The sequence below is a fragment of the Dechloromonas denitrificans genome, from assembly GCF_001551835.1.
In the GTDB taxonomy this organism is placed as follows: domain Bacteria; phylum Pseudomonadota; class Gammaproteobacteria; order Burkholderiales; family Rhodocyclaceae; genus Azonexus; species Azonexus denitrificans.
This window is the reverse complement of the sequence record NZ_LODL01000007.1, coordinates 110,628-135,457: the sequence shown is the minus strand read 5'-3', so window position 1 is coordinate 135,457 and position 24,830 is coordinate 110,628. Positions and strand designations below refer to the sequence as shown.

Genomic DNA, 24,830 nt, shown 5'->3' with positions numbered 1-24,830 from the left:
CAAGCCCGTTCTGGCATCGGTGCTATGCTGACTTCAATATGCTACCGGGCAACCCGCACCAGCTCATGCGCCGGCTGCTAGCCGGCCTCACCAAAAGGCGACTCGCCGATGATCGAAACAGTCCTGCTCTCTGCTGCCCGCATCTTTACCTTCAATCGGCAGCAAAACCTGACCAATGCCAGCGGCTTCTTCTTCGAGCGCGACAGCCGGCTCTTTCTGGTTACCAGTCGGCATGTGCTGTTCGACAAACCGAGCAAGCATTTTCCCAACCGCATCGAGATCGAACTGCACATCAACGCCGACGACATCGCCAAATCCACCGGCTTCTCGATGCCGCTCTACCGTGACGGCAAGAGCCTGTGGCGGCAGGGGTCGGATACGGCCGGCGAGATTGACGTCGCCGTCCTCGAAATCGATCGGGAGGCCTTCCCGAAAAGCGCACTCTATCGGGCCTTCACGCCGCAGCATCTGCTTGGCCGTTTCGATCAGGTCGAAGTCGGCAGTTCATTGCTCGTCGTCGGTTTTCCGCTCGGCTTTCACGATACGCTGCACCACATGCCGGTTGTCCGCCAGGCGATCATCGCCTCGTCCTTCGGGCTGCGTTTTCAGGGGCAGGGCTATTTCCTGACCGATGCCCGCACCCACCGCGGCACCAGCGGCGCCCCGGTCGTCATGCGGGTGCCAGGGCCGGTGGCGGAGCTGGGTGATCTGCCGTGGATGCTGCTCGGCGTCCATTCGGCCCGCCTCGACGTCGGCTCGCGCGACCTCAAGCTCGATGAAGCCCTCGGCCTGAACTGCGCTTGGTACGCCGACATCCTGCTGACCCTTACGGCGAAGTAGTAATCAGTAATTACAGTTATGAAAATAAAATTGCTGCGGTGCACCATTTTTGAATTTGTTAGGCTATACTGCACCTCGAACAAACCGACAAACTAATTCAGGAGATGTCCATGACCATCAATACCGAACAATTCGCCGCTGCCAACAAAGCCACCGTTGACTCGCTGCTGTCCGTCGCCAACACCGCCCTGGCTTCCGCCGAGCGCATCGCCGCCCTCAACCTGAACACCGCCCGCGCCGCTCTGGAAGATGGCGTTTCCGGTGTCAAGGCCGTGCTCGGCGCCAAGGATCCGAAGGAAGCCCTGGCCGTTCAATCTTCCCTGGCCCAACCGGCTGTCGAGAAGGCTGTTGCCTACACCCGCTCGGTCTACGAAATCACCAGCCAGACCCAGCAGGAGCTGGCCAAGATGGTTGAAGCCCAATTCGGCGACTTCCAGAAGTCGATGACCGGCATGCTCGAAATGGCCGCCAAGTCCGCTCCGGCTGGTTCGGAAAGCGCCGTTGCCGCCATCCAGAACGCCATTGCCGCCGCCACCTCGGCTTTCGGCAACATGAACTCCGTTGCCAAGCAGTTCGCTGATGCTGCCCAAGCCAACGTTTCGGCCGTGACCAAGGTCGCTACCGACGCTGCCAAGAAGGCCAAGTAAGTCTTTCAGACTTTCTGAAAAGCAAAGCCCCGCGAATTTCGCGGGGCTTTTTCGTTGACGCTGAAATAACTCAGCCACCATTCGGCGACGAGGGGTTTGGCGAAGGATTTCGCTCTGACTAGGAAATCCCGTATCGCCGCAAGCGATTGGCGATCGCCGAATGCGAAGTGCCGAGACGCTTGGCCAAACGTCGGCTTGAGGGAAACTCCCGGTAAAGGCGCTGCAGCAGGCTTTTTTCGAACTCGGCAACGGCCTGCTCTAGGCTGGCGACGTCGCTAGTCTCTCCGGGCAGGGCGGGGGTGGCTTCCTGGGCCAGTTCGAGATCCTCGACATTGATGACGTTACGCTCGGTCATCGTCACTGCCCGAAATATCACGTTCTGCAACTGGCGGATATTGCCGATCCAGGGATTGCCCAGCATCGCCGCACAGGCCGCCTGGGAAAGGCGTATCGGCGGCCGGGAGGCCTGGGCGCAGGCACGACTGAGGAAAAACTGGGCGAGCGGCAGGATGTCGCCGGGGCGTTCACGGAGCGGCGGTACGTGCAGATTTAGCACGTTCAGGCGGAACAGGAGGTCCTGACGGAAGTGGCCGCTGGTCACCATGTTTTCCAGTGCCCGATGCGTCGCACTGATGATGCGCACGTTCATGCGCAGTTCCCGGTCGCCGCCAACCCGCCGAAAACTGCCATCGTTGAGAAAGCGCAGCAGCTTGGCCTGCAGATAGGGTGACATTTCGCCAATCTCGTCAAGAAACACCGTGCCGCCATCGGCCAGTTCGAGCAGGCCGGGCTTGCCACCGCGCAGGGCGCCGGTGAAAGCGCCGGCGGTGTAGCCGAAGAGCTCGCTCTCGGCGAGGTTTTCCGGCAATGCGGCGCAATTCAGTGCAAAGAAAGGCTGGCCGCTGCGGCCGCTGCCGGCATGACAGGCATGGGCGAGCAGTTCCTTGCCGGTACCGGTTTCGCCGGTGATCAACAGCGGCGCATCGACGATCGCCATGCGTGCGGCGCGCTGCTTGAGCTGTACGATCTCCGGCGAACTGCCGAGGATGGCTTCGAAGCCGCCGGCATCGTAGTTCTGCAGCGCGCTCATGCGTTCGCCCATGCGGCTCGGGGCATGAAGGGTCATCACCGCGCCGGCGACGCGGCCACCGAATTCGTGCAGCGGCATGGTTTCCAGCATGTAAGACTCGCCGTTGATGACGATTTCGCAAACCGGCAGGTGATAGCCGCCATCGACCAATTCGCGGAGCAGTTCCGGGTTGCCGATCAGGTCCTGCACAGGGCAGCCAATCAGGTTGCCTTCAGCCAGGCCGCTGGCCGCAACGGCGGCACCATTGGCGACGACGACATGGCCCGCTTCATCGACTGCGAAGATCGGGTCGGGTTGCGAGGCGAGCAGGGCATCGAGGTAGAGGCGGCGTTGCGCACCCGGCAGCATGCCGACCGGTTCGACGGTGCGCACGCCGCTGACTTGCATCAACTGGTCGCGCAATGCGTCGAGGCCGCCCTGATCGAGGGCTGGTGCCTCGATGAAGATGTGGGGGGGATCGACCTCGACCGCCGTCACGTTGAGGCTGCGCCGGGCCAGTTCGGCGAGGACTTCCTGGGCGATGCCGACCCGGTCGGAAAAGAAGACGTCAATGCGCATGTTGTTCGCCGTCATGAATTCATTACATCGTATTAAAATCGATACGTCGCCGGCAAGCAACTGAAAATAATTGGAAATTCGATATTTCCGGCGATTGATCGGAGCTTTGTGTATTGAATTCGTTACGAACGGGCGTTCGTTTTTCTTGAAATTTTATTTACGTTGTTGTTTTTAAACGATTTTATTTTGCTGGCACGAGGATCGCTATACAGACTTCATGTAAAGAAACAACCCGTTTCCTCAAGGAGAAATCACATGCATGTCCTCGTTCTCGGCAGTGGCGTCATCGGCACCAGCATCGCCTACTATCTGGCCAAGGCCGGCCATCAGGTCACCGTGGTCGACCGCCAGCCCGGCCCGGCGCTGGAAACCAGCTTTGCCAACGCCGGCGAAGTCTCGCCCGGCTATTCGGCCCCCTGGGCCGGCCCCGGCGTACCGGTCAAGGCGATCAAGTGGATGCTTATGCACCACAGTCCACTGGTCATCAAGCCCATGCTCGACCCGGCGATGTGGCGCTGGGGGGCGGCCATGCTACGCAACTGCACGGAGGCCGCCTATCAGGTCAACAAGAGCCGCATGGTGCGGGTTGCCGAATACAGCCGCGACTGCCTCAAGCAATTGCGTGCCGATACTGGTATCGCCTACGACGAGCGCAGCCAGGGCACGCTGCAACTATTCCGCACCCAGAAGCAGTTGGACGGTATCGGCAAGGATATTGAAATTCTCAAGGAATCCGGTGTCCCCTTCCAGGTGCTCGACCGGGCTGGCTATATCGAATACGAGCCGGCCCTGGCCGAGGTCCAGGAGAAGTTCGTCGGCGCCCTGCGTCTGCCCGGCGACGAGACCGGCGACTGCTTCAAGTTCACGCAAAGCCTCGCCAAGATGGCTGAAGGACTGGGTGTCGAGTTTCGCTTTGGTACGGCAATCGACGGCATCGAGCACGATGGGCGCCGCATCACCGGTATCCGCACCGATGCCGGCACCCTGACCGCCGACCAGTACGTGCTGGCCCTTGGCAGCTATTCGACGCAACTGCTGAAGCCGCTCGGCATCAATATCCCGGTTTATCCGGTCAAGGGCTTCTCGATCACTGTGCCGATCACCGATCCCGCCATGGCGCCCGAGTCGACCATCATGGACGAGACCCACAAGGTCGCCGTGACCCGCTTGGGTGACCGTATCCGTGTCGGCGGCACGGCTCAGCTATCAGGTTTCGACCTCGGGCTGGAAGCGGGGCGGCGCAAGACCCTGGAATTCGTCGTCACCGATCTCTTCCCGAAGGGCGGCGATGTCGCCAGAGCAGAGTTCTGGACCGGTTTGCGCCCGATGACCCCGGACGGCACGCCGATTATCGGCAAGACGCGTTACGACAACCTGACGCTCAGTACCGGCCACGGAACCCTGGGCTGGACCATGGCTGCCGGCACTGGTCGCGTCGTCGCCGACATGCTCAGCGGCCGCCAGCCCGAGATCGCCGTCAACGACCTCAGCATTGCCCGCTACGCCTGATTTTCCATACCAAGACACGTACCAACAACAAAGGAGACAATTCCATGCACGCCATCGCAACATCCGAGGCTCCGGCCGCCATTGGTCCCTATGCCCAGGCCATCGTCGCCGACGGCTGGGTTTTTACCTCGGGACAGATCCCGCTTACCGCTGCCGGTCAACTGGCCGGCAGCGATATCGAAAGCCAGACGGAACAGGTTTTCGACAACCTTTCCTTCGTTCTCTCAGCCGCCGGCGCATCACTTGCCCAAGTCGTCAAGAGTACCGTTTTCGTCCAGGACCTCAACGACTTCGTGCGCCTGAATGCGGTGTATGAGCGGCGATTCGGCAGCCACAAGCCGGCGCGCTCGACCGTTCAGGTGGCGCGCCTGCCGCGCGACGTCCTGGTCGAGATCGAGGTTGTTGCCCGCATTGCTGTTTGAATACCCCACCGAACGGAGAACAAATCATGGAAGCATTGACGCAATTCATCACCGCGATCAACGACATCGTCTGGGGGCCGCCCATGCTGGTGGCTATTCTCGGCACCGGCCTGTACCTGCAACTGCGGCTGAAGTTCATGCCGATCACCAAGATCTTCGCCGGTTTCGCGATGGTCTGGCGTGGCCGCAAGGCGGCCCCCGATGCGCCGGGTGAAATTACCCCCTACGCCGCGCTGATGACGGCGCTGGCGGCAACCGTCGGTACCGGCAATATCGCCGGCGTGGCCACAGCTATTGCCGTCGGCGGGCCGGGAGCGATGTTCTGGATGTGGATGACGGCACTCGTCGGGATGGCCACCAAATATTCCGAAGTGCTGCTCGCCGTGCATTACCGCGAGACGGACGACCATGGCGAGCAGATCGGCGGGCCGATGTACGCCATCAAGAACGGCCTTGGCAAGCACTGGCGCTGGCTGGGCACCGCCTTCGCCATTTTCGGCGGCCTGGCTGGCTTCGGCATCGGCAACATGGTCCAGTCGAACAGCATCGCCGGCGCGCTGCATGCCGCATTCGGCATCAACCACTGGGTGTCCGGCATCGTCATGGCGGTCTTTACCGGCTTCGTGCTGCTGGGCGGCGTCAAGCGCATCGGCGCGGTGGCGGAAAAACTCGTTCCTTTCATGTGCATCGGCTATATCGTCGCCTCGTTGATCGTCCTTGGCATTTACGTCGAGCAGCTTCCCGCTGCCTTCGCGCTGATCTTCGAGAGCGCCTTCAATCCGGTCGCCGCGACCGGCGGCTTTGCCGGCGCCGCGGTGATGATGGCCATGCGCTACGGTGTCGCCCGCGGCATCTTCTCCAACGAAGCCGGCCTCGGCACCGCGGGTATCGCCCAGGCTGCCGGCCAGACGAAGAATGCGGTCGAATCCGGTCTGGTCGGCATGATGGGCACTTTCATCGACACCATCATCGTGTGCACGATGACCGGCCTGGTGCTGATCGTCACCGGTGTCTGGAGCAGTGGGCTGAAGGGCGCGGCGCTCAGCGCTGCCGGTTTCGATGCCGCATTCAACGGCTACGGCGGACAGTTCCTGGCCATCGCGATTGCGGTCTTCGCCTTCACGACCATTCTCGGTTGGGCCTACTACGGTGAGAAATGTTGGGAATACCTGGTCGGCACCTCGGTGGAAGTGCCATATCGCGTGGTCTGGACCATCTTCGTGCTGGTTGGTGCCGTTACCCAGCTCGACTTCGTCTGGCTGGTTTCGGACACCCTCAACGCCTTCATGGCCCTGCCCAATCTGATCTCCCTGCTCCTTCTCTCGCCGGTGGTCGCCCGATTGACACGGGAATACTGGGCCAGACGTGAGCTGCGTTTGAAGGCTGCCTGACACAGAGGGCCGGCCGGTTGCGGCGGAGTTGCCGCAGCTGGCCATTTTTCCGATATCTACAATCGACGAGAAACGCATGTCCCATGACTCACTTTCCCCCTTTGGCGCTTTGCTCAGCATCGATCTTGATGCCCTGTGCGCCAACTGGCGTAGCCTCCAGGCCAAACTAGCCACCGCCGCGTGTGCCGCCGTCGTCAAGGCCGATGCCTATGGCCTCGGTGCGACGCAAGTTGCCCCGGCCCTCTATCGCGCCGGCTGCCGGCACTTCTTCGTCGCTCATCTCAACGAGGGCATCGTGTTGCGCCCGACGCTTCCTGACGACGCGATGCTCTATGTCCTGCATGGCGCCCATCCCGGGGCCGAAGGCGAGTTTGTGCGACATGGTTTGGTACCCGTCCTCAACAGCATGCCGCAAGTGGAGGCCTGGCAGGCCTTGGCCTGCCGGATCGACCATGTCCTGCCCGCCATCCTCCAGGTCGATACCGGTATGGCCCGCCTCGGCCTGGCGCCCGATGAGTTTGCCCGTTTGGCGGCGGCTTCCGGGCAGTTGAAGGGCATCGACCTGAAATACGTGATGAGCCACTTGGTCAGTGCCGAAGACCAGGAGAGTCCGGTCAATCGCCTGCAACTGGAAGGATTTCGTGCTGCGCTGGCCAAAATGCCTGGTGTCAGGGGCAGTCTGGCCAATTCGTCGGGCATTTTCCTTGGTGACGACTATCATTTCGACCTGGTGCGTCCGGGGGCTGCGCTCTACGGCGTTGCGCCGGTAGCGGCGCAAGCCAACCCGATGCGTCCAGTCGTCCGCCTGCAGGGCAAGGTACTGCAGACGCGCACTATTGCCGCTGGAACTTCAGTCGGCTATTCGCACACCTGGACAGCGTCGCGTTCCTCGCGCATCGCGACGGTGGCCGTTGGCTATGCGGACGGTTACCTGCGCAGCCTGAGCAACCGCGGCGTGGCCTGTTGCGATGGCATCAGTCTGCCGCTGATCGGCAACGTTTCTATGGATACGATCATCGTCGATATCAGCGAGCTGCCCGAAGGGCGAATTGTCGAGGGTGGACTGCTGGATCTCGCCAACCCGACCATCGGCGTTGATGCCATCGCGGCACGGGCCGGTACCATCGGCTATGAAGTGCTGACCAGCCTCGGGCAGCGCTATGCGCGGCACTATCTTGGGGCTGTCGCGGGTTAAGCTCGAGCTCTTTCTGTAAAAATATGTTGCACTGCAGCATGATTCTTGGCATACTGAAGTCTGTCTCCTCCATCTCCTCCAAGAAATGGATTTAAGCCCACCTCGTGTGGGCTTTTTTTTGTTCACGGACTGTCGGTGGCTATATTTTTCGCGCGCCGGTTGCAAGCCGTGGATCGGCCTATACTGAATTGGCACGGGTATTCGTGCCGATCAGGAGCAGTGCCATGAACAAGACAGTCAAAAGCAACAAGGAAACCAAGAAACAGGCGCTACTGACGCCGAAGGAAAAAAAGTCGGCCAAGCTGGCGAAAAAGCACGCGGCGGAAGTGGTTCCCTTCATTCATCGTTGAGTCCCGGACAGTCGTCCGGTTTGCCAACGAAAAGCCCGGCAACTGCCGGGCTTTTGTCATGTAGCGCTACGGTTTTTTGCCTTTTCGGGCAGTCGACCGCCGGCATCGGCGCTTAGCTGCCGGTCTTGACCATGCTCAGCGCCACCTGTTCGGCAACCTTGATGCCATCGACGGCGGCCGACAGGATACCGCCGGCGTAACCGGCGCCTTCGCCGGCCGGGTAGAGGCCGCGCGTATTCAGGCTCTGGCATTCGGCATTGCGCGTGATGCGGATCGGCGACGAAGTGCGTGTCTCGACGCCGGTCAGCACCGCATCGGCCATCGCGAAGCCGCGAATCTGCTTGTCGAAGGCGGGGATCGCCTCGCGCAGCGCTTCGATAACGTAGGGCGGTACGCAACTCGCCAGGTCGGTCAGGTGCACGCCCGGTTGGTAGGAGGGATCGACTTCGCCGAGCGCGGTCGACGGTCGGCCGGCCAGGAAATCGCCGATGCGCTGGGCCGGCGCCTCGTAGGTGCCGCCGCCGGCGACGAAGGCGGCCGATTCCCACTGCCGCTGGAAGTCGATGCCGGCGAGCGGGTTGGTCTTGTAGTCGCCGGGGAAGTCTTCCGGATTGACGTTGACCACCAGCGCCGCGTTGGCGTTGCGCTCGGCGCGCGAGTACTGGCTCATGCCGTTGGTGACGACGCGGCCTTCTTCCGAGGTCGCGGCGACCACCTGGCCGCCCGGGCACATGCAGAAACTGTAGGCCGAGCGGCCGTTGGCGCAGTGATGGACCAGCTTGTAGTCGGCGGCGCCGAGCAGTTCGTTGCCGGCGTTCGGCCCGAAACGTGCCTTGTCGATCAGGGTCTGCGGGTGTTCGACGCGGAAGCCGATCGAGAAGGGCTTGGCTTCGATATAGACGCCCTGGTCGTGCAGCATCTGGAAGGTGTCGCGGGCGCTGTGGCCGATGGCGAGCACGACATGATCGGCGGCAATCGTCTCGCCGCCGGCCAGTTCGACGCCGCGCACCTGCCCATCTTCAATAATGACGCGGTCGACCTTGCTGCCGAAGCGGATTTCACCACCGAGTTCGGTAATCGTCGCGCGCATGTTCTCGACCATCTTGACCAGCCGGAAGGTGCCGATGTGCGGCTTGCTGACGTAAATGATCTCTTCCGGCGCGCCGGCCTTGACGAATTCTTCCAGCACCTTGCGGCCGTGGTGCTGCGGGTCCTTGATCTGGCTGTACAGCTTGCCGTCCGAGAAGGTGCCGGCGCCGCCTTCGCCGAACTGGACGTTCGATTCCGGATTCAGCTTGTTGTTGCGCCACAGGCCCCAGGTGTCCTTGGTTCGCTCGCGCACCGCCTTGCCGCGTTCGAGGATGATTGGCCGGAAGCCCATCTGGGCCAGGATCAGGCCGGCAAGCAGGCCGCAGGGGCCGGTGCCGATGACGACCGGCCGGCTCTTCAGATCGGCCGGGGCCTGGGCGACGAACTTGTAGCGGGTGTCCGGCGTCGGGCCGATATGGGCGTCGTTGTTGGCCGCCTTCAGGCGCTTGACGACGGCGGCTTCGTCCTGCAGTTCGACGTCGAGCGTGAACACGAAGAGGATGTTGCTGCGCTTGCGGGCGTCGTAGCCGCGGCGGAAAACCGTGAAGCCGAGCAGTTCGCCGGGGGCGATGGCGAGGCGTTCGACGATGGCGGCGGCCAGGTCGTCGTCGGTGTAGGGGCGGAGGGGGAGCTTGATCTCGGTCAGGCGCAGCATGGTGTCTATCCGTGGGGGCGCGTCAGGGGCGCGTATTTTAACGCAGCCCCGTCGGCGCGTCTGTCGGTGGCCGGAAATGTCGAGCCTGCTTTAATGCCGCGCCGTCAAGTTTGCTAAGCTCGGCCCATGACTCAAGCAACGCTCTCCGCACTGTTGGCCGAACGGCCGTTCATCCGTTTCTGGCTGGCCCGTCTGGCCGCCGTCCTGGCCCAGCAGATGCTGATGGTGGCCGTCGCCTGGCAGATGTACGACCTCACCGGCAGCGCCTGGGATCTCGGCCTGGTCGGCCTCTTCCAGTTCGTGCCGGCCTTGCTGCTGACCTTGCCGGCCGGCCATCTGGTCGACAAGCTGCGGCGCGGCCGGATCTTTGCACTGTGCATGCTGGTCCAGAGCGGCGTCGCCCTGTTGCTGGTATTGGCGACCGAAGGCGCCTTCATTTCGCGCGAACTGATCCTCGGCCTGTCGATCCTGCTCGGCGCGGCGCGTGCTTTCCAGATGCCGAGCCAGCAGGCGCTGCTGCCGATGCTGGTGCCGACGCACCTGCTCGAGCGCGCCGTGACGCTCGGTTCGACCGGCATGCAGGCCGGGGTGATTTGCGGCCCGGCGCTCGGCGGCCTGATCTACGCCGCTGGGCCGGCCTGGGTTTATGGCGTCGCCGGCGGCCTGCTGCTGATCGCCTTTGGCCTGATGCTCAGCGTCCATGACCCGTTCCTGCCATCAACCGAACCGACGACGCTGGCCAGCGTGCTGGCCGGTGTCCAGTTCGTCTGGCAGAACAAGCTGCTGCTCGGCGCCACCTCGCTCGACCTGTTCGCCGTACTGCTCGGCGGCGCCACCGCCCTGTTGCCGATCTACGCCCGCGACATCCTGCATGTCGGCCCGGCCGGCCTTGGTCTGCTGCGTGGCGCACCGGCCGCCGGGGCGCTGCTGATGTCGCTGCTCATGTTGCGCTGGCCGATCCAGCGCCAGGTCGGCCGGTGGCTGCTGGGCTCGGTCGGCGTTTTCGGCCTGGCGACGGTGGTCTTCGGGCTGTCTGAACATTTCGGGTTGTCCTTGCTGGCGCTGGCGATTACCGGCGCCTTCGACAACATCAGCGTCGTCATGCGCATGACGCTGGTCCAGCTCGAAACGCCGAACGAAATTCGCGGCCGGGTCTCGGCCGTCAATTCGATCTTCATCGGCGCTTCGAACCAACTCGGCGAGTTCGAATCCGGGGCGACGGCCGCCCTGTTCGGTGCCGTCGGCTCGGTGGTCCTCGGCGGGGTCGGCACGCTGGCGGTCGCTGCCGGTTGGTTCAGGCTGTTTCCGGCCCTCGCCCGGCGCGACCGGATGTTGCCCTGAGGCGCTCGCCGCTTAGCTGGCGAAACGGACGATCAGGCTCAGGCCGCAGGCCAGCAGCAGGCCGTTGAGCAGCAGGAACAACTGTTCCCGGCTGATCCGCAAGTCGATGCGGTGGCCGAGGTAGACGCCGAGCCCCATGAGCGGCGCGCAGGCGAGCGCCTGGAGCAACAGGTCGAGGTCGAGCAGGCCGGCGACCAGGCAGAGGACGATGCGCCAGGCGGTCGACAGCGCAATCAGCACGGCCTGGGTTGCCCGGAAGGCGTTGCGGTCGGCCAGCCGGCGTTCCAGGTAAGCGGCGTAGATAAAGCCGCCGCTGCCGAACAGGCCGCCGAGGACTCCGCCGAAGATGCCGTAGCCGAACGGATGGCCGCTGGTGGCGCCGGGCGCCGTCTTCTTTCCGAGCAGGCCGCGCAAGCCTTGAATGGCGACGAACAGACCGAGCGAAATCGCCATCAGGGCCGGCGATAGGCGGGCGAGGACGGCCACCCCGAGCAACTGACCGAGCAGCATGCCGGGAAAAAGCCGGCGGAATTCCGGCCAGGCCACCGCCTGGCGCGCTTGCCAGCCGCGCAGCGCGGCACCGCCACAGTCGAGCATGGCGAGCAGCGGCACGATGCGGGCGACCGGCATGACCAGGGCGAGTGGCGCGCCGGCGAGCAGCGCCGAGCCGAAACCGACCAGCGTAAAAATGGCATAGGCGACGACGAGCGCGGCGATGGCGAGCAGCAGATGGCTGAGCTGGATGGAGGCGGGGAGCAAAGCGAGCAAATCGTTCATGGCAACGGGCTTTCGAAATTGAACGATTCAATTCTGGGAGTCGATGCGGTATAAAACAAATATCAAATAACTTCATGTGGCATTCCAAAAAAGCATGGCTAGCCTGAAGCAGATTCGTTATTTCCTGACCGTGGCCGATCTCGGCGGCTTTACGCCGGCCGCCGCCAGCCTGTTCGTCGCCCAGCCGGCCTTGAGCAGGCAGATTGCGCTGCTCGAGGCGGAACTGGGTTTCCCGTTGTTTCTTCGCGAAGCGCGCGGCGTCCGCCTGACGCCGGCCGGCGCGCTCTATCGCGACCGGGTGCTTGGCATCGAGCAGATGCTGGCCGCGGCGGCGGAAGAGGGCGGGCAATTGGCCAGTGGCGAGGCCGGCGTGCTCCGCCTGCTGCACTCCAGTTCGATACCGGCTGTCAGCCTGCTGCCGGCGATCCAGCAGTTTCTCGCCGCTTCGCCGAAGGCACGCATCGACCTCGATCGCATCGCCTCCGAAACCCAAATCAGCGAAGTGGCCAGCGGCAAGGCCGATCTCGGCATCGTCCGTTTGCCGGTGCTGCGCCGCGACCCGGCGGTCCGGCTGCTCGACATGCCGGCCGAGCGGCTCTGGCTGGCGCTGCCGGCAACCCATCCACTGGCCGGGCGCACCTCGCTGGCGCTGGCCGAACTGGCGAGCGAAGCCTTTGTTTCGGCCGTGCATCGCGAACGCGGCGGCCTCGCCCGGCGGGTCACCGAGCTGTGCCTGCAGCGCGGTTTCGTGCCGAAAATGGCGCGCGTCATTTCGCGCAAGACCTCGATGCTCGATCTGGTCGCCGCCGGCCTCGGCCTCGCCGTCGTCCCCGAACGGATGACCCGCCTCGGCGCGGCAGGGCTGACTTACCGGCCGCTAGCCGACGCCGATGCCGTGGCGCACAGCGCGGTGATCCTGCCCGTCCAGGCCACCCCGCTGGCCGAGCGTTTCGCACAGATTCTCGCTGTCGATTCGCCTCCTGGCTGAGCCGGTGCTAATGTGAAAATCGTATCCCGCGCCTGGCCGGCCTGAGCAACCTGGAGGAAATACGATGAACCCCATCCAACGCATTGGCGGGCGCCCGTCCGACATCGGTGACGGCATGATGGTGCTGCGCGCCTTGCCCAGCCGCCAGCGGCGCATGGTGGGTGCCTGGTGCTTTGTCGATCATCTCGGGCCGGTGCAGTTTGGACCGGGCAAAGGGATGCACGTCGGTGCCCACCCGCATATCGGTTTGCAAACTTTTACCTGGCTGATCGAAGGCGAGGTGCTGCACCGCGACAGTCTGGGCAACGAACAGATCATCCGCCCGGGCGAGGTCAACCTGATGACGGCCGGTCACGGCGTGGTGCATACCGAGGACTCGCTGCACGACGGGCTGCGCCTCCATGCCGCGCAGTTGTGGATTGCCCTGCCGGATACAGCGACCCACTGCGCGCCGGGTTTCGCGCACTACGCCGACCTGCCACGCTGGACTGAGGCCGGCTGCAGCTTCACGCTGCTGGCCGGCAGCTTTGCCGGGCGAACGATGGTGGGCGAATTCCATTCGCCGCTGCTCGGGCTCGATGCCTGCAGCAGTTTGGCGGCCAGGATCAGCTTGCCGCTGATGCCGGGGTTCGAATACGGAATCCTGCTGCTCGAAGGCGAAATCGGGATCGCCGGCGAGCGTTTTGCGACGGATGAGTTTGCCTACCTGGGCATGGGGGCGGACAGCCTCGAACTGGAAATGGCTGCCGGCACGCGGATTCTCGTGCTCGGCGGCGAGCCGTTTGGCGAACCGGTACTGATGTGGTGGAACTTTGTCGGCTTCAGCAAGGCACAGATTGCCGAAGCCCAACGTGAATGGGAAGGTGGCGGCGAGCGTTTTGGTCGCGTTGCCGGCGATGAAGGGCGGCGCCTGATCGCGCCAGCCTTGCCGTGGTCCGGCTATTGAAGATTTTTCTTGCGGCGACCAGCGCTCCGGCCAGGGATGGCGGGCCTTGGCGAGCCGAAGCGTGCGCTGCCCGACATAGGGTTACACAACTTACATGGATTCTCTGGTGCAAGCGGGGATACTCAATCGATTGCTGCGTCGCAGCAGTCTCCCGCCAACAGCGGCCACCGTGATGCAGCACCCAGGGTGATTCTTCCCTTGCATCACTTTACTCAGAGTTCCGAAAAGGAAAAATCATGAGTACCAAAATCCATACCCCCAGCTTCGCCGGCATTGCCGACAGCTTCAATGTCCTGCCGGGCCTGGCCCAAATTTATCTGAGCAGCTCGGTCCGCCTCGGCGAGCTGACTGTGCAGGCAGCAAACAAGACGGTGGAAGACTACGTTTCGGTCACCAACGCCGCCACGCACATGAGCGATAGTCCGGGGCCATTCGCCTGTCAATCGGTCCTCGGTCAGCCGGTCTTCGAAAGAACGCTCGCCTACTTCCGCGAGAGTTGTGAAATCCTGACCCAGGCGCAGGCCGAGGCCGCGCAGCTCTGTGGCCAAGCCCTCGCCATGCCGACCGATCAGTTATCAGCCGCCCAGAACTGGGGCTCGCTGATGAGTGCCTGCGCTGGCGGCATGAAGAAGCTTTCGGCAATCACCGAAGCCAATGTCGCCGCCGCCACTGGTGCCAGAGACAGGTTCGTTGCGGCGACCGGCTCGCATCAGAAACAGGCTGCCTGAAGAGCAGAACGGCCTAACAAGAAGTCCTGACAAGGTGATGCCGTTCAGTAAAGACTGAGCGGCATTTTTATTGTCCGGCCGGGAGTGGATTGCTGCGGTCGACCTGCCTAGCTGGGCAAAAACGGGCGGCGGTGTGCTCAGTATCCCGGCTTCATCGCGTCAATTTCATCGCGCTCAGTATCGACCATGCGCTGACCGAGCGTCTGATGCTGATCGGCATACCGCCCAGGCAGACGATATGCCGCTTTTGGCCATCAGGCTGACTGGACATGGCTCGGCCGGAGCAGCCTGCATGAGTGCCTATTTCCTGTGCATTTGAAGCACTTGCTGCCCCCGGTTTTTACCGTTTTTTTATATACCGACCCCCAGGTTTTTCGAAAACTTTAATAGCGATTTTCCTAGTATGAACCTGTCGCAATATCTACATGGGGAGTACTTATGGATCTCGTCTATCTTGCCGGCATCGGGCTGTTCTTTGCCCTGATGCTCGGCCTCGCCGCCGGCTGTGCCCGGCTGGGAGGTGCCAAATGACTTGGCTTTTCATTCTTAGCGGTACTGTCGCCGCCGGCCTGTTGGTTTATCTGGTCGCCGCGCTGCTCAATCCGGAGAAATTTTCATGAGTACTCATGCCTGGATTTTGCTCGGACTGTTTCTTGCCGTCCTGTTGCTGACCGTCAAACCCTTGGGGACTTACATCGCCAATGTAATGGACGGTCGCTTCCGTCTGGCTGGCAAGATCGAAAGTCCACTCTATCGTCTGTGCGGCATCCGCCCCGACGAAGAAATGGGCTGGCTGAAATACGCCTTTGCCATCCTGCTTTTCAATGCGCTCGGTGCACTGACGGTCTATGCCCTGCAGCGCCTGCAGGCCGATCTGCCATTCAACCCGCAGGCTTTCCCCGGCGTCAGCCCGGATTCCGCCTTCAACACGGCGATCAGCTTTGCTACCAATACCAACTGGCAGGGCTATGGCGGCGAATCCACCATGAGCTACCTGACGCAGATGCTGGCGCTGGCCGTGCAGAATTTCCTGTCGGCCGCCACCGGTATCGTTGTCGTCATCGCGCTGATCCGCGGTTTTGCCCGCCATACGGCGAAGACAATCGGTAATGCCTGGGTCGATCTGAGCCGCGTCACGCTCTACGTGCTGCTGCCAATTTCCATTGTGTGCGCGGTCTTCCTGACCAGCCAGGGGGTCATTCAGAATTTCGACGCTTACCAGGAAGTGACGACGCTGGAAGTGACCAGTTTCGATAATCCCAAAGTCGACGAGGCCGGCCAGCCTGTGAAGGACGACAACGGGGCAGTCGTCACCGAGCCGGCGCAGACGCAAACCCAGACGCTGGCCATGGGGCCGGTCGCCTCGCAGGAAGCGATCAAGATGCTGGGCACCAACGGCGGCGGCTTCATGAACGCCAATTCGGCGCACCCCTATGAAAATCCGACGCCGCTGACCAACTTTATCCAGATGCTGTCGATTTTCCTGATTCCGGCGGCGCTGTGCTTCACCTTCGGCCGCATGGTCGGCGACACCCGCCAGGGCTGGGCCGTCCTCGCCGCGATGAGCATCATGTTCGTCACCCTGGCCTACGCCGCGATGCATTTCGAACAACAAGCTAATCCGCTGCTCACCCAACTAGGTGTCGATTCGGCCGCCGGCAGCATGGAAGGCAAGGAAACCCGTTTCGGCATTGCCGACTCCGGGCTGTTCGCCACCATCACGACGCTCGCCTCGTGCGGCGCGGTCAACGCCATGCACGACTCGTTTACGCCGCTCGGTGGCCTGGTGCCGCTGCTCGACATGCAGCTTGGCGAAGTCGTCTTCGGCGGCGTCGGTACCGGTCTCTACGGCATGCTGGTCTTCGCCATCATGGCCGTCTTCATCGCCGGCCTGATGATTGGCCGGACGCCGGAATACCTGGGCAAAAAGATCGAGGCCTTCGAGATGAAGATAGTGTCCATCGCCATCCTGGTCACCCCGCTGCTCGTGCTGGTCGGCACCGCCATCGCGGTGATGGTCGCCGACGGCCGGGCCGGCATCGCCAACCCGGGCGCCCATGGCTTCTCGGAAATTCTCTATGCCTTCACTTCGGCCGCCAACAACAACGGCAGCGCCTTCGCTGGCTTGTCCGCCAACACGCCGTTCTTCAACGTGATGCTGGGTATTGCCATGTGGTTCGGCCGCTTCGGCGTGATCGTGCCGGTGCTCGCCATCGCCGGTTCGCTGGCCGCCAAGAAGCGCATTGCCGTCGGTGCCGGCACCTTGCCGACGCATGGCCCGCTGTTCGTCACGCTGCTGATCTGCACCGTGCTGCTGGTCGGTTTGTTGAATTACGTCCCGGCGCTGGCTCTTGGTCCCGTCATCGAGCACCTGGTGCTCTGGGCCGCTCAATAAGCTGGGGGAGAGAAAATAATGACCCGCAAGACTTTTACCCTGTTCGATCCGACGCTGGCCCTGCCAGCCATCGCCGATGCCTTCCGGAAACTGAATCCGGCGGTGCAATGGCGTAATCCGGTGATGTTCGTCGTCTACGTCGGCAGCATCCTGACCACCATCCTCTGGCTGCAAGCCCTCGGTGGCCAAGGCGAAGCGCCGGCCGGTTTCATCCTGATGATCACCATCTGGCTGTGGTTTACGGTTCTGTTCGCCAATTTCGCCGAGGCGCTGGCCGAAGGGCGCAGCAAGGCACAAGCGGCTTCGCTGCGCGGCCTGAAGAAAGAAACCTGGGCCAAGAAGCTGCTCGAACCGCAGCATGGGGCCAAGTGGAATCTCGTTCCCGCTACCGACCTGCGCAAGGGCGATGTGATCTTCGTCCAGGCCCAGGAAACCATTCCGGCCGACGGCGAAGTCATCGAAGGCGTTGCCTCGGTCGATGAGTCGGCCATCACCGGCGAATCGGCCCCGGTCATCCGCGAATCCGGCGGCGACTTCTCGGCCGTCACCGGCGGTACCCGCGTGTTGTCCGACTGGATCATCGTCCGCGTCACGGTAAATCCGGGTGAAACCTTCGTCGACCGCATGATCGCCATGGTCGAAAATGCCAAGCGCCAGAAAACGCCGAACGAAATCGCCCTGACCATCCTGCTGGTGGCGCTGACCATCGTCTTCCTCGGTGTTGTGGTGACCCTGCTGCCGTTCTCGATGTTCAGCGTCGAAGTCGCCGGCGCCGGTACGCCGATCAGCATTACGGTGCTGATTGCGCTGCTCGTCTGCCTGATCCCGACCACCATTGCCGGGCTGCTGTCGGCGATCGGCGTCGCCGGCATGAGCCGCATGATGCAGGCCAACGTTATCGCCACCTCCGGGCGTGCCGTCGAAGCGGCCGGCGACGTCGATGTGTTGCTGATGGACAAGACCGGCACGATCACGCTCGGCAACCGTCAAGCCTCGATCTTCCTGCCAGCCGATGGCGTCAGCGAAGCCGAACTGGCCGATGCTGCCCAACTGGCCTCGCTGGCCGATGAAACGCCGGAAGGCCGCAGCATCGTGGTGCTCGCCAAGCAGCGCTTTCAGCTACGTGAGCGCGACATTCACGCGCTGGATGCCCATTTTGTGCACTTTTCGGCCCATACCCGGATGAGCGGGGTAGACATGGCCGGTCGCCAGGTCCGCAAGGGCGCCGCCGATGCCATCAAGAAACACGTTGAAGCCTTGGGCGGCAAATTCCCGCCGTCGGTAGCGGGCAAGGTGGAAGAAGTCGCCCGCCGCGGCAGCACGCCGCTGGTGGTGGCCGATGTGGTCAACGGAAAAGCGCGCGTCATGGGCGTCATCGAGCTCAAGGACATTGTCAAGGGCGGCATCAAGGAACGCTTCGCCGAGTTGCGCAAGATGGGCATCAAGACCGTCATGGTGACTGGTGACAACCGCATCACGGCCGCCGCCATCGCCGCCGAGGCCGGGGTTGACGACTTCCTGCCGGAAGCGACGCCGGAAGCCAAGCTGGCGCTGATTCGCGAATACCAGTCCGAAGGCCGGCTGGTGGCGATGACCGGCGACGGCACCAACGACGCCCCTGCGCTGGCCCAGGCCGACGTCGCGGTGGCCATGAATACCGGTACGCAGGCGGCCAAGGAGGCTGGCAACATGGTCGATCTCGATTCCAACCCGACCAAGCTGATCGAAGTCGTCGAGACCGGCAAGCAGATGCTGATGACGCGCGGTTCGCTGACGACGTTTTCCATCGCCAACGACATCGCCAAGTACTTCGCGATCATCCCGGCCGCCTTCGTGACGACTTACCCGCAACTCGCCGCGCTCAACGTCATGGGGCTGGCCAGTCCGGCCTCGGCCATCCTGTCGGCGGTGATCTTCAACGCCCTGATCATTGTCTTCCTGATTCCGCTGGCGCTGAAAGGCGTCAAGTACCGGCCACTCGGCGCGGCGACCCTGCTGCGCCAGAACCTGGCGATCTACGGCCTGGGCGGCGTCATCGTTCCCTTTATCGGCATCAAGCTGATCGACCTGGCGATTGCCGCCGTCGGCCTGGCCTGAGGAGAAAACTCATGAAAACCCTGTTACGCCCCGCCGTCAGCCTCTTCGTGCTGCTCACCGCCGTCACCGGTATCGTCTATCCGCTCGCCGTCACCGGCATCGCCAAGGTCGCTTTTCCCGAAGCCGCCGCCGGTAGCCTGATCGTCAAGGATGGCAAGGCGGTCGGTTCCCGCCTGATCGGCCAGAACTTCACCGATCCCAAGTACTTCTGGGGCCGTCCCTCGGCCACCGGGCCGATGCCCTATAACGCCTCGGCCTCCAGCGGCTCCAACCAGGGGCCGCTCAATCCGGCACTGGTTGACGCGGTCAAGGGGCGGATCGAAGCCCTGAAGGCAGCCGATCCCGACAACAAACTGCCGATTCCGGCCGACCTGGTCAATGCCTCGGCCAGCGGCCTCGATCCGCATATCAGCCCGGAAGCCGCGGCCTACCAGGTGGCCCGCGTCGCCGGCCAGCGCCATCTGCTGGCCGCCGATGTCAAGGCGCTGGTCAGCCAGCACACCGAAGGCCGCCAGTTGGGGGTCTTTGGCGAAGCACGGGTCAATGTGCTGCAACTCAATATCGCACTTGATGCACTCCGTTAAACAAACTGAAAGACTTGTATGAAAAAGAATGCCACTTCCGTCCGTTCCATTGTTGCCCTTGCCCTGGTCGCCTGTTTTTCGGCACCGCTGTTCGCCGACGAGGCACCAACGCCCGAGCACACGCTGACCGGCAACCTCGGCCTGTTCTCCAGCTACCGCTTCCGCGGTATCGACCAGACTTTCGGCAAGCCTGCCCTGCAAGGCGGTTTCGATTACTCGCACGCCAGCGGTATCTATCTTGGTAACTGGAACTCCAATGTTTCCTCCGGTGCGGGTTATCCGGAAGGCAACCTGGAAATGGATTTTTACGGTGGCTACAAGACCACGTTCGGCGATTTCGGTATCGATCTCGGCGCCCTCTATTACTACTATCCGGGCTCCAAGTACTCGGGGGCAGCGCTCAACGGCAAGTACCCGGGCAAGACGGCGGATGGCACAGTGTCCAACGGTGAAGTCTATGTTGGCGCGTCGTGGAAATTCCTCTCCCTGAAATATTCCTATGCCGTGACCGACTATTTCAGCGTTCCCGAAACCGACGGAACCAGCTATCTCGACCTTGCTGCCAACTACGACCTGGGGGACGGCTGGGGCGTCAATGCTCACGTTGGCCATCTGTTCATGAAGGATCTTCGCTATACCAACGCTGACGGCAGCACCGACAACGGTTCCTATACGGACTGGAAGCTGGGCGTGACCAAGGATATCAGCGGCTGGGTGCTCAGTGCTGCCTACATCGGCACCGATGCGCAGGGCAAGTGTGCCAATGGCGAGTTCTATTGCTTCAGCAACAGCCTGGGTAGCAACGGCGTACAGAACGGTTCGAAGACCAAGGATGCCGGTCGCGGCACTGCCGTTCTATCGGTGTCCAGGACTTTCTGATCGTAGGCATGCCCGCGTTCAAGATTGAGAAAGGGGGAGCGGGCGCTCTCCCTCCCTTTCACCGCCAATGGATCGAACGATGGCGGGTGCATCATCCTGTGGAGGAACTCCAATTGAATACCATCGCCGATCTACTTCGCACCGAAGACATCATCTTCGACTTGGAAGTAGCAAACAAACGCCAGCTTTTTGAAGAAATTGGCCGGCATATGGAGAGAAAACATGGCATGCCGCAAGCTTGGGTCGTCCTTAGCCTGTCCCGTCGGGAAGAGGTCGGGGCAACGGGCCTGGGCGATGGCGTTGCCGTGCCCCATGCCCGGATCAAGGATCTCGACCGGATACAGATTGCCTACATCCGCCTGCGTTCGCCCATTCCTTTCGATGCGCCCGATGACCAGCCGGTCTCCGATATTCTTGTCCTGCTGGTGCCGAAACAGGCCACGGAAGAGCACCTCCGAATTCTGGCCGAGGCGACGCAAATGTTCTCCGATCAGGCCTTCCGCGAGCGCTTGTGGCGGTGCGGACAAGCCGCTGAGGCCAAAAAACAGTTCGATGCCTGGCCGCTCATCGCCTGATTGCAGACGGGCCGATCTTTACATTCTTTTTATGCCGGACGCCCGATATTTTGCAAAATCTTGAAATCGATTTGCCTAGCATTGTTCGTGTGCCCAAACCGTTGAAACGAGAAAACATGGATGTCGTCAATTTTCTGTTGGCCATCGCGGCCATCCTTGTTCCCTTGGGCCTGGCCTGGCTATTCATCAATCGAAAGTGAAGGACAACATGAACTCGGACTTATGCATCGGCATCGCCTCGACGAAGGATTCTCTTGAAATCGCTGCCCTGGAGCCCGGCAAGCCTGCCGTGGTGATGAAATTTCCGGCAACGGGCATGGGGATTGAAGGGATCAGGGTCTTTCTGTCCGGCTACGGGGAACCCGTACGGATGGCGGTGGCCGGGGTCGCGGCGCTCAGTCTGGCGCTCAACCTCGGGAATGCATGTGGCCGGGAGACTTTCATCGTTTCGTCGGTGATCGCCGATCAGGCAGTCGCCCTGGCGCGTTATGCCGAACATGCGGCATAAGCTGCCATGGCATTCCATACCTGTCCGGTTTGCGGTGGCCGGCATGAAGTGCATCCGGTCCTCGATCGTTTGGCCTATGGCCAGCAATTGACCTGTTCCCCTCGCTGCAAGACGGTTTTCCCCGGCCTGGTCCGGGCCAGAGTACTCGCCGAAATCGCCAAAGCCGTGCAGGATGGAGGCTCTCGAAAAGCGGGGAGTAAAACATGCTGATCAATTGTGTCGCCTACGAAAACGGCTCGCGTCTGGCAGACCTTTCAGTCGAGGAAATCAGCGACTATCTGGCCAAGCCGGATTGCTTCGTCTGGGTAGCGCTGCGCGATGCAACGCCGCAGGAACTCGATCAGATGAAGGAAGAGTTCGCCCTGCACGATCTGGCGGTGGAGGATGCCCGGCACGGCCACCAGCGGCCGAAGATCGAGGAATACGGCGATTCGGTATTCGCCGTCATGCACCTGCTGGAGCAGGACAAAGGCGAGTTCAATGTCGGTGAAGTGAACGTCTTTGTTGGCCGGAACTACATCCTGTCAGTCAGGAACCGCAGCCAGCAGCATTTTCTCGGGGTGCGCGAACGCTGCGAACGGGAACCGCATCTGCTTCGCCAGGGGGCCGGCTTTGTGCTTTATGCCCTGATGGACGCGGTCGTGGACCGCTATTTCCCGATCATGGACCGGCTGGAGTCGGAACTGGAAAAGATCGAAGAGCAAATCTTCGCCAAAGGCGCGGCGCGCAGCAATATCGAACGGCTTTACGACCTGAAGTCCAAGATCACTTTCCTCAAGCATGCGGTCGCGCCGATGATGGAGGCCACCGGCAAGCTTTCGGGCGGCCGGGGGCCGGCAGTCTGCGCCAATAGCCGCGACTACTTCCGCGATGTCTATGATCACCTCGCCCGGATCAATGCCTCGCTCGACACCATCCGGGACACCATCGGCACGGCGATCCAGGTCAACCTTTCGATGGTGACCATTGAAGAAAGTGAAGTGAACAAGAAACTTGCGGCCTGGGCCGGCATCTTCGCCGTCGCCACCGCCTTTGCCGGCATCTGGGGAATGAATTTCAAGGCTATGCCGGAATTGCAATGGGAGTATGGCTACCCCATGGCGCTGCTCGCCATCGGTACCGCCTGTGTCGCGCTCTACGTTCATTTCCGACGAGTCGGATGGTTGTAAAAGGATAAAAATGACTGACCAGCGCCCCGATCCCGACCAGTTGCTGAATCGCCTGAATGAAGAAGAGGCAAAAGCCCGGCGCGGCAAGCTGAAAATCTTTTTCGGCGCCTCGGCCGGGGTCGGCAAGACCTACGCTATGCTGGGCGCAGCCCGGCAGCAACTGCTGGCCGGGGTGGATGTGGTGATCGGCGTCGTCGAAACCCATGGCCGGATGGAAACCGAGGTCATGGCCGACGGTCTCGAACATCTGCCGTTGCGTGACATTCCCTATCGGGACCGCATCCTCCGGGAGTTTGACCTGGATACCGCGCTGGCTCGCAAGCCAACGCTGATCCTGATGGACGAGCTGGCCCATTCGAATGTCGCCGGTTCGCGCCATGCCAAGCGCTGGCAGGACATCGACGAATTGCTGGCGGCCGGCATCGACGTCTATTCGACGGTCAACGTCCAGCACCTGGAAAGCCTCAACGATGTGGTCAGCGGCATTACCGGCATCCGGGTCTGGGAAACGGTGCCGGACAAGGTCTTCGACGCCGCCGACGAGGTGGTGCTGGTCGACTTGCCGCCCGATGAACTTCTGCAGCGCCTGAAGGCGGGCAAGGTCTATCTGGCCAATCAGGCCGAGCGGGCGATCCGTAATTTTTTTCGCAAGGGCAACCTGATTGCCCTGCGCGAACTGGCTCTGCGCCGGACGGCCGATCGAGTCGATGACCAGATGCTGCAATACCGGCGCGATCAGTCGGTCTCGCCTATCTGGCAGACCCGGGATTCCTTGCTGGCCTGCATCGGCACCGGTGCGGCGGCCGAAAAGGTGGTCCGTACCACCGCTCGCGTGGCTAGCCGGCTGGAAGCCCCGTGGCATGCCATCTATATCGAAACCCCTGCCTTGCAGCGCCTCTCCGAGGAGAGCCGCCATCGCGTCCTGCGCAACCTCAAGCTGGCCGAGGAGTTGGGCGCCCAGACGGCGACACTGTCCGGTAGCGACGTCGAGGAACTGGTCGTCAAATATGCCCGCGATCACAATCTGTCGAAGATTCTTGTCGGTCGAGATCACCCGCGTCCCTGGCGCCCCTGGTATCGTTCCTTTGCCGACCGCATTGGCCAGCGCGCACCCGATCTCGATGTCCTGCAGGTGGCGCGCTCCGATCCCGACCGGGAACCCGGAAAAGGAGGCCAGGAGCGGATTGGCGACAGCCTTTTCGACCAGTGGCCAGCCTACGCCAAGGCTGCCGCGGGTTGTGCGCTGGCCGGACTCGCCGCTGCCTTGCTCTTCCCGATTGTCGACCTGCCCAACATCGTCATGGTCTTTCTGCTGGCAGTGGTGCTGGTCAGCCTACGCTACGGGCGCGGCCCGGGGGTGCTGGCCTCTTTCCTGTCGGTCGCCATCTTCGACTTTTTCTACGTCCCGCCCCGTTTTTCCTTTGCCGTCACCGATGTCCAGTATCTGATGACATTTGCCGTCATGCTCGTGGTCGGTCTGATCACCGGCCAACTGACTGCCGGTTCGAAATACCAGGCCAAGGTCGCGACACGCCGGGAGCAGCGGGTGCGTTCCCTTTATGAAATGTCACGCGATCTTTCGGCCGCCCTGATGCCCGAGCAGATCGCCGAAATCGGCGAGCGCTTCATCGTTGCCGAACTGGGGGCCAAGGCCGCTTTCCTGCTGACCGATGATAACGACCGCCTGCAACCGGCACTGCCTTCGGTCAACGGTCTGCCTGCCGTTGATATGGGGATTGCCCAGTGGGCCTTCGATCACGCCGAAGCGGCCGGGCTGGGCACGAACACGCTGGCTGCCAGCCCGATCCTGTATTTGCCGCTGAAGGCGCCGATGCGCCAGCGGGGGGTACTGGCCCTGGAGATCCGCCATTCAGACCGCCTGCTGATCCCGGAACAAAGACGATTGCTCGATACCTTTGCCTCGCTGATCGCCATTGCGCTGGAACGGGTCCATTACGTCGAAGTTGCCCAGAATACGACCGTGCAAATGGAATCCGAGCGTTTGCGCAATTCGGTGCTGTCAGCGATTTCCCACGACTTGCGAACGCCGATGAGCGTTCTGGTCGGTCTGGCCGACTCGATGTTCCTGACCCAGCC

The 24,830-nt window shown here is 62.2% G+C and carries 23 protein-coding genes; 20 read left to right on the top strand and 3 right to left on the bottom strand.

What is annotated here, in order from left to right:
* Window positions 1-108: 108 nt before the first annotated feature.
* Both AT959_RS03235 and AT959_RS03230 read left to right on the top strand, forming a co-directional pair.
* Window positions 109-840 (top strand): S1 family peptidase, encoded by a 732-nt coding sequence (locus AT959_RS03235; RefSeq protein ID WP_066880555.1) that lies wholly within the window; start codon window positions 109-111, stop codon window positions 838-840.
* Between the two features lie 104 nt (window positions 841-944).
* A complete protein-coding gene (locus AT959_RS03230) occupies window positions 945-1,487 on the top strand; it encodes a phasin family protein (protein WP_066880553.1) in 543 nt (180 codons plus the stop codon).
* Between the two features lie 118 nt (window positions 1,488-1,605).
* On the opposite strand, the gene AT959_RS03225 is transcribed toward AT959_RS03230, so the two are convergent.
* A complete protein-coding gene (locus AT959_RS03225; protein ID WP_066880920.1) occupies window positions 1,606-3,135 on the bottom strand; it encodes a sigma-54-dependent transcriptional regulator in 1,530 nt (509 codons plus the stop codon).
* Between the two features lie 162 nt (window positions 3,136-3,297).
* On the opposite strand from AT959_RS03225, the gene AT959_RS03220 reads away from it, so the two are divergent.
* From AT959_RS03220 to AT959_RS21960, 5 genes are all read left to right on the top strand, one after another.
* Window positions 3,298-4,644 (top strand): D-amino acid dehydrogenase, encoded by a 1,347-nt coding sequence (locus AT959_RS03220; protein WP_338032490.1) that lies wholly within the window; start codon window positions 3,298-3,300, stop codon window positions 4,642-4,644.
* 44 nt (window positions 4,645-4,688) lie between these two features.
* Window positions 4,689-5,066, top strand: coding sequence for a RidA family protein (locus AT959_RS03215; RefSeq protein WP_066880549.1), 378 nt, complete (start codon window positions 4,689-4,691; stop codon window positions 5,064-5,066).
* Window positions 5,067-5,092: 26 nt separating this feature from the next.
* Window positions 5,093-6,457, top strand: coding sequence for an alanine/glycine:cation symporter family protein (locus AT959_RS03210; protein WP_066880547.1), 1,365 nt, complete (start codon window positions 5,093-5,095; stop codon window positions 6,455-6,457).
* Between the two features lie 76 nt (window positions 6,458-6,533).
* Entirely contained in the window at window positions 6,534-7,652 is a 1,119-nt protein-coding gene (gene alr / locus AT959_RS03205) for an alanine racemase (protein ID WP_066880545.1), read from the top strand.
* Between the two features lie 224 nt (window positions 7,653-7,876).
* Window positions 7,877-8,002: a hypothetical protein gene (locus AT959_RS21960; RefSeq protein WP_276203660.1), complete on the top strand. Its 126-nt coding sequence runs from the start codon at window positions 7,877-7,879 to the stop codon at window positions 8,000-8,002.
* Between the two features lie 112 nt (window positions 8,003-8,114).
* Here AT959_RS21960 and AT959_RS03200 read toward each other — a convergent pair whose 3' ends face one another.
* Window positions 8,115-9,746: an NAD(P)/FAD-dependent oxidoreductase gene (locus AT959_RS03200; protein ID WP_066880543.1), complete on the bottom strand. Its 1,632-nt coding sequence runs from the start codon at window positions 9,744-9,746 to the stop codon at window positions 8,115-8,117.
* Between the two features lie 126 nt (window positions 9,747-9,872).
* Between AT959_RS03200 and AT959_RS03195 the strand changes: the two genes are divergently transcribed.
* Entirely contained in the window at window positions 9,873-11,087 is a 1,215-nt protein-coding gene (locus AT959_RS03195; protein ID WP_066880541.1) for an MFS transporter, read from the top strand.
* 12 nt (window positions 11,088-11,099) lie between these two features.
* On the opposite strand, the gene AT959_RS03190 is transcribed toward AT959_RS03195, so the two are convergent.
* Window positions 11,100-11,864 carry a TSUP family transporter gene (locus AT959_RS03190; RefSeq protein ID WP_066880539.1) on the bottom strand — a complete coding sequence of 255 codons (765 nt, stop codon included), beginning with the start codon at window positions 11,862-11,864 and terminating at the stop codon, window positions 11,100-11,102.
* 94 nt (window positions 11,865-11,958) lie between these two features.
* On the opposite strand from AT959_RS03190, the gene AT959_RS03185 reads away from it, so the two are divergent.
* The 12 genes from AT959_RS03185 to AT959_RS03135 form a co-directional block, all read left to right on the top strand.
* The gene (locus tag AT959_RS03185; protein ID WP_066880537.1) at window positions 11,959-12,852 is read left to right on the top strand and encodes a LysR substrate-binding domain-containing protein; all 894 of its coding nucleotides are present in this window, start codon (window positions 11,959-11,961) and stop codon (window positions 12,850-12,852) included.
* A gap of 64 nt (window positions 12,853-12,916) precedes the next feature.
* Entirely contained in the window at window positions 12,917-13,798 is an 882-nt protein-coding gene (locus AT959_RS03180) for a pirin family protein (protein WP_066880535.1), read from the top strand.
* Window positions 13,799-14,034: 236 nt separating this feature from the next.
* Entirely contained in the window at window positions 14,035-14,526 is a 492-nt protein-coding gene (locus AT959_RS03175; protein WP_066880533.1) for a phasin family protein, read from the top strand.
* Between the two features lie 527 nt (window positions 14,527-15,053).
* Window positions 15,054-15,146 carry a K(+)-transporting ATPase subunit F gene (gene kdpF / locus AT959_RS20975; protein WP_157651195.1) on the top strand — a complete coding sequence of 31 codons (93 nt, stop codon included), beginning with the start codon at window positions 15,054-15,056 and terminating at the stop codon, window positions 15,144-15,146.
* On the top strand, window positions 15,143-16,921 hold the full coding sequence (gene kdpA, locus AT959_RS03170) for a potassium-transporting ATPase subunit KdpA (RefSeq protein ID WP_066880531.1): 1,779 nt from the start codon (window positions 15,143-15,145) through the stop codon (window positions 16,919-16,921). The genes kdpF and kdpA overlap by 4 nt, the downstream gene beginning before the upstream one ends.
* Window positions 16,922-16,939: 18 nt before the next feature.
* Entirely contained in the window at window positions 16,940-19,018 is a 2,079-nt protein-coding gene (gene kdpB, locus AT959_RS03165) for a potassium-transporting ATPase subunit KdpB (protein ID WP_066880529.1), read from the top strand.
* Between the two features lie 11 nt (window positions 19,019-19,029).
* Complete coding sequence (gene kdpC / locus AT959_RS03160) at window positions 19,030-19,602, top strand: potassium-transporting ATPase subunit KdpC (RefSeq protein ID WP_066880528.1); 573 nt, start codon at window positions 19,030-19,032, stop codon at window positions 19,600-19,602.
* A gap of 18 nt (window positions 19,603-19,620) precedes the next feature.
* The gene (locus AT959_RS03155) at window positions 19,621-20,481 is read left to right on the top strand and encodes a TorF family putative porin (protein WP_066880526.1); all 861 of its coding nucleotides are present in this window, start codon (window positions 19,621-19,623) and stop codon (window positions 20,479-20,481) included.
* Window positions 20,482-20,594: 113 nt separating this feature from the next.
* On the top strand, window positions 20,595-21,056 hold the full coding sequence (locus AT959_RS03150; RefSeq protein ID WP_240481694.1) for a PTS sugar transporter subunit IIA: 462 nt from the start codon (window positions 20,595-20,597) through the stop codon (window positions 21,054-21,056).
* Window positions 21,057-21,264: 208 nt separating this feature from the next.
* Window positions 21,265-21,564, top strand: a complete 300-nt coding sequence (locus tag AT959_RS03145; RefSeq protein ID WP_157651194.1) for a hypothetical protein — start codon at window positions 21,265-21,267, stop codon at window positions 21,562-21,564.
* Between the two features lie 203 nt (window positions 21,565-21,767).
* Window positions 21,768-22,733, top strand: coding sequence for a magnesium/cobalt transporter CorA (gene corA, locus AT959_RS03140; RefSeq protein ID WP_066880520.1), 966 nt, complete (start codon window positions 21,768-21,770; stop codon window positions 22,731-22,733).
* A 10-nt stretch (window positions 22,734-22,743) separates the two neighbouring features.
* The coding region (locus AT959_RS03135; RefSeq protein ID WP_066880918.1) for a DUF4118 domain-containing protein at window positions 22,744-24,830 on the top strand (2,087 nt) is incomplete at its 3' end.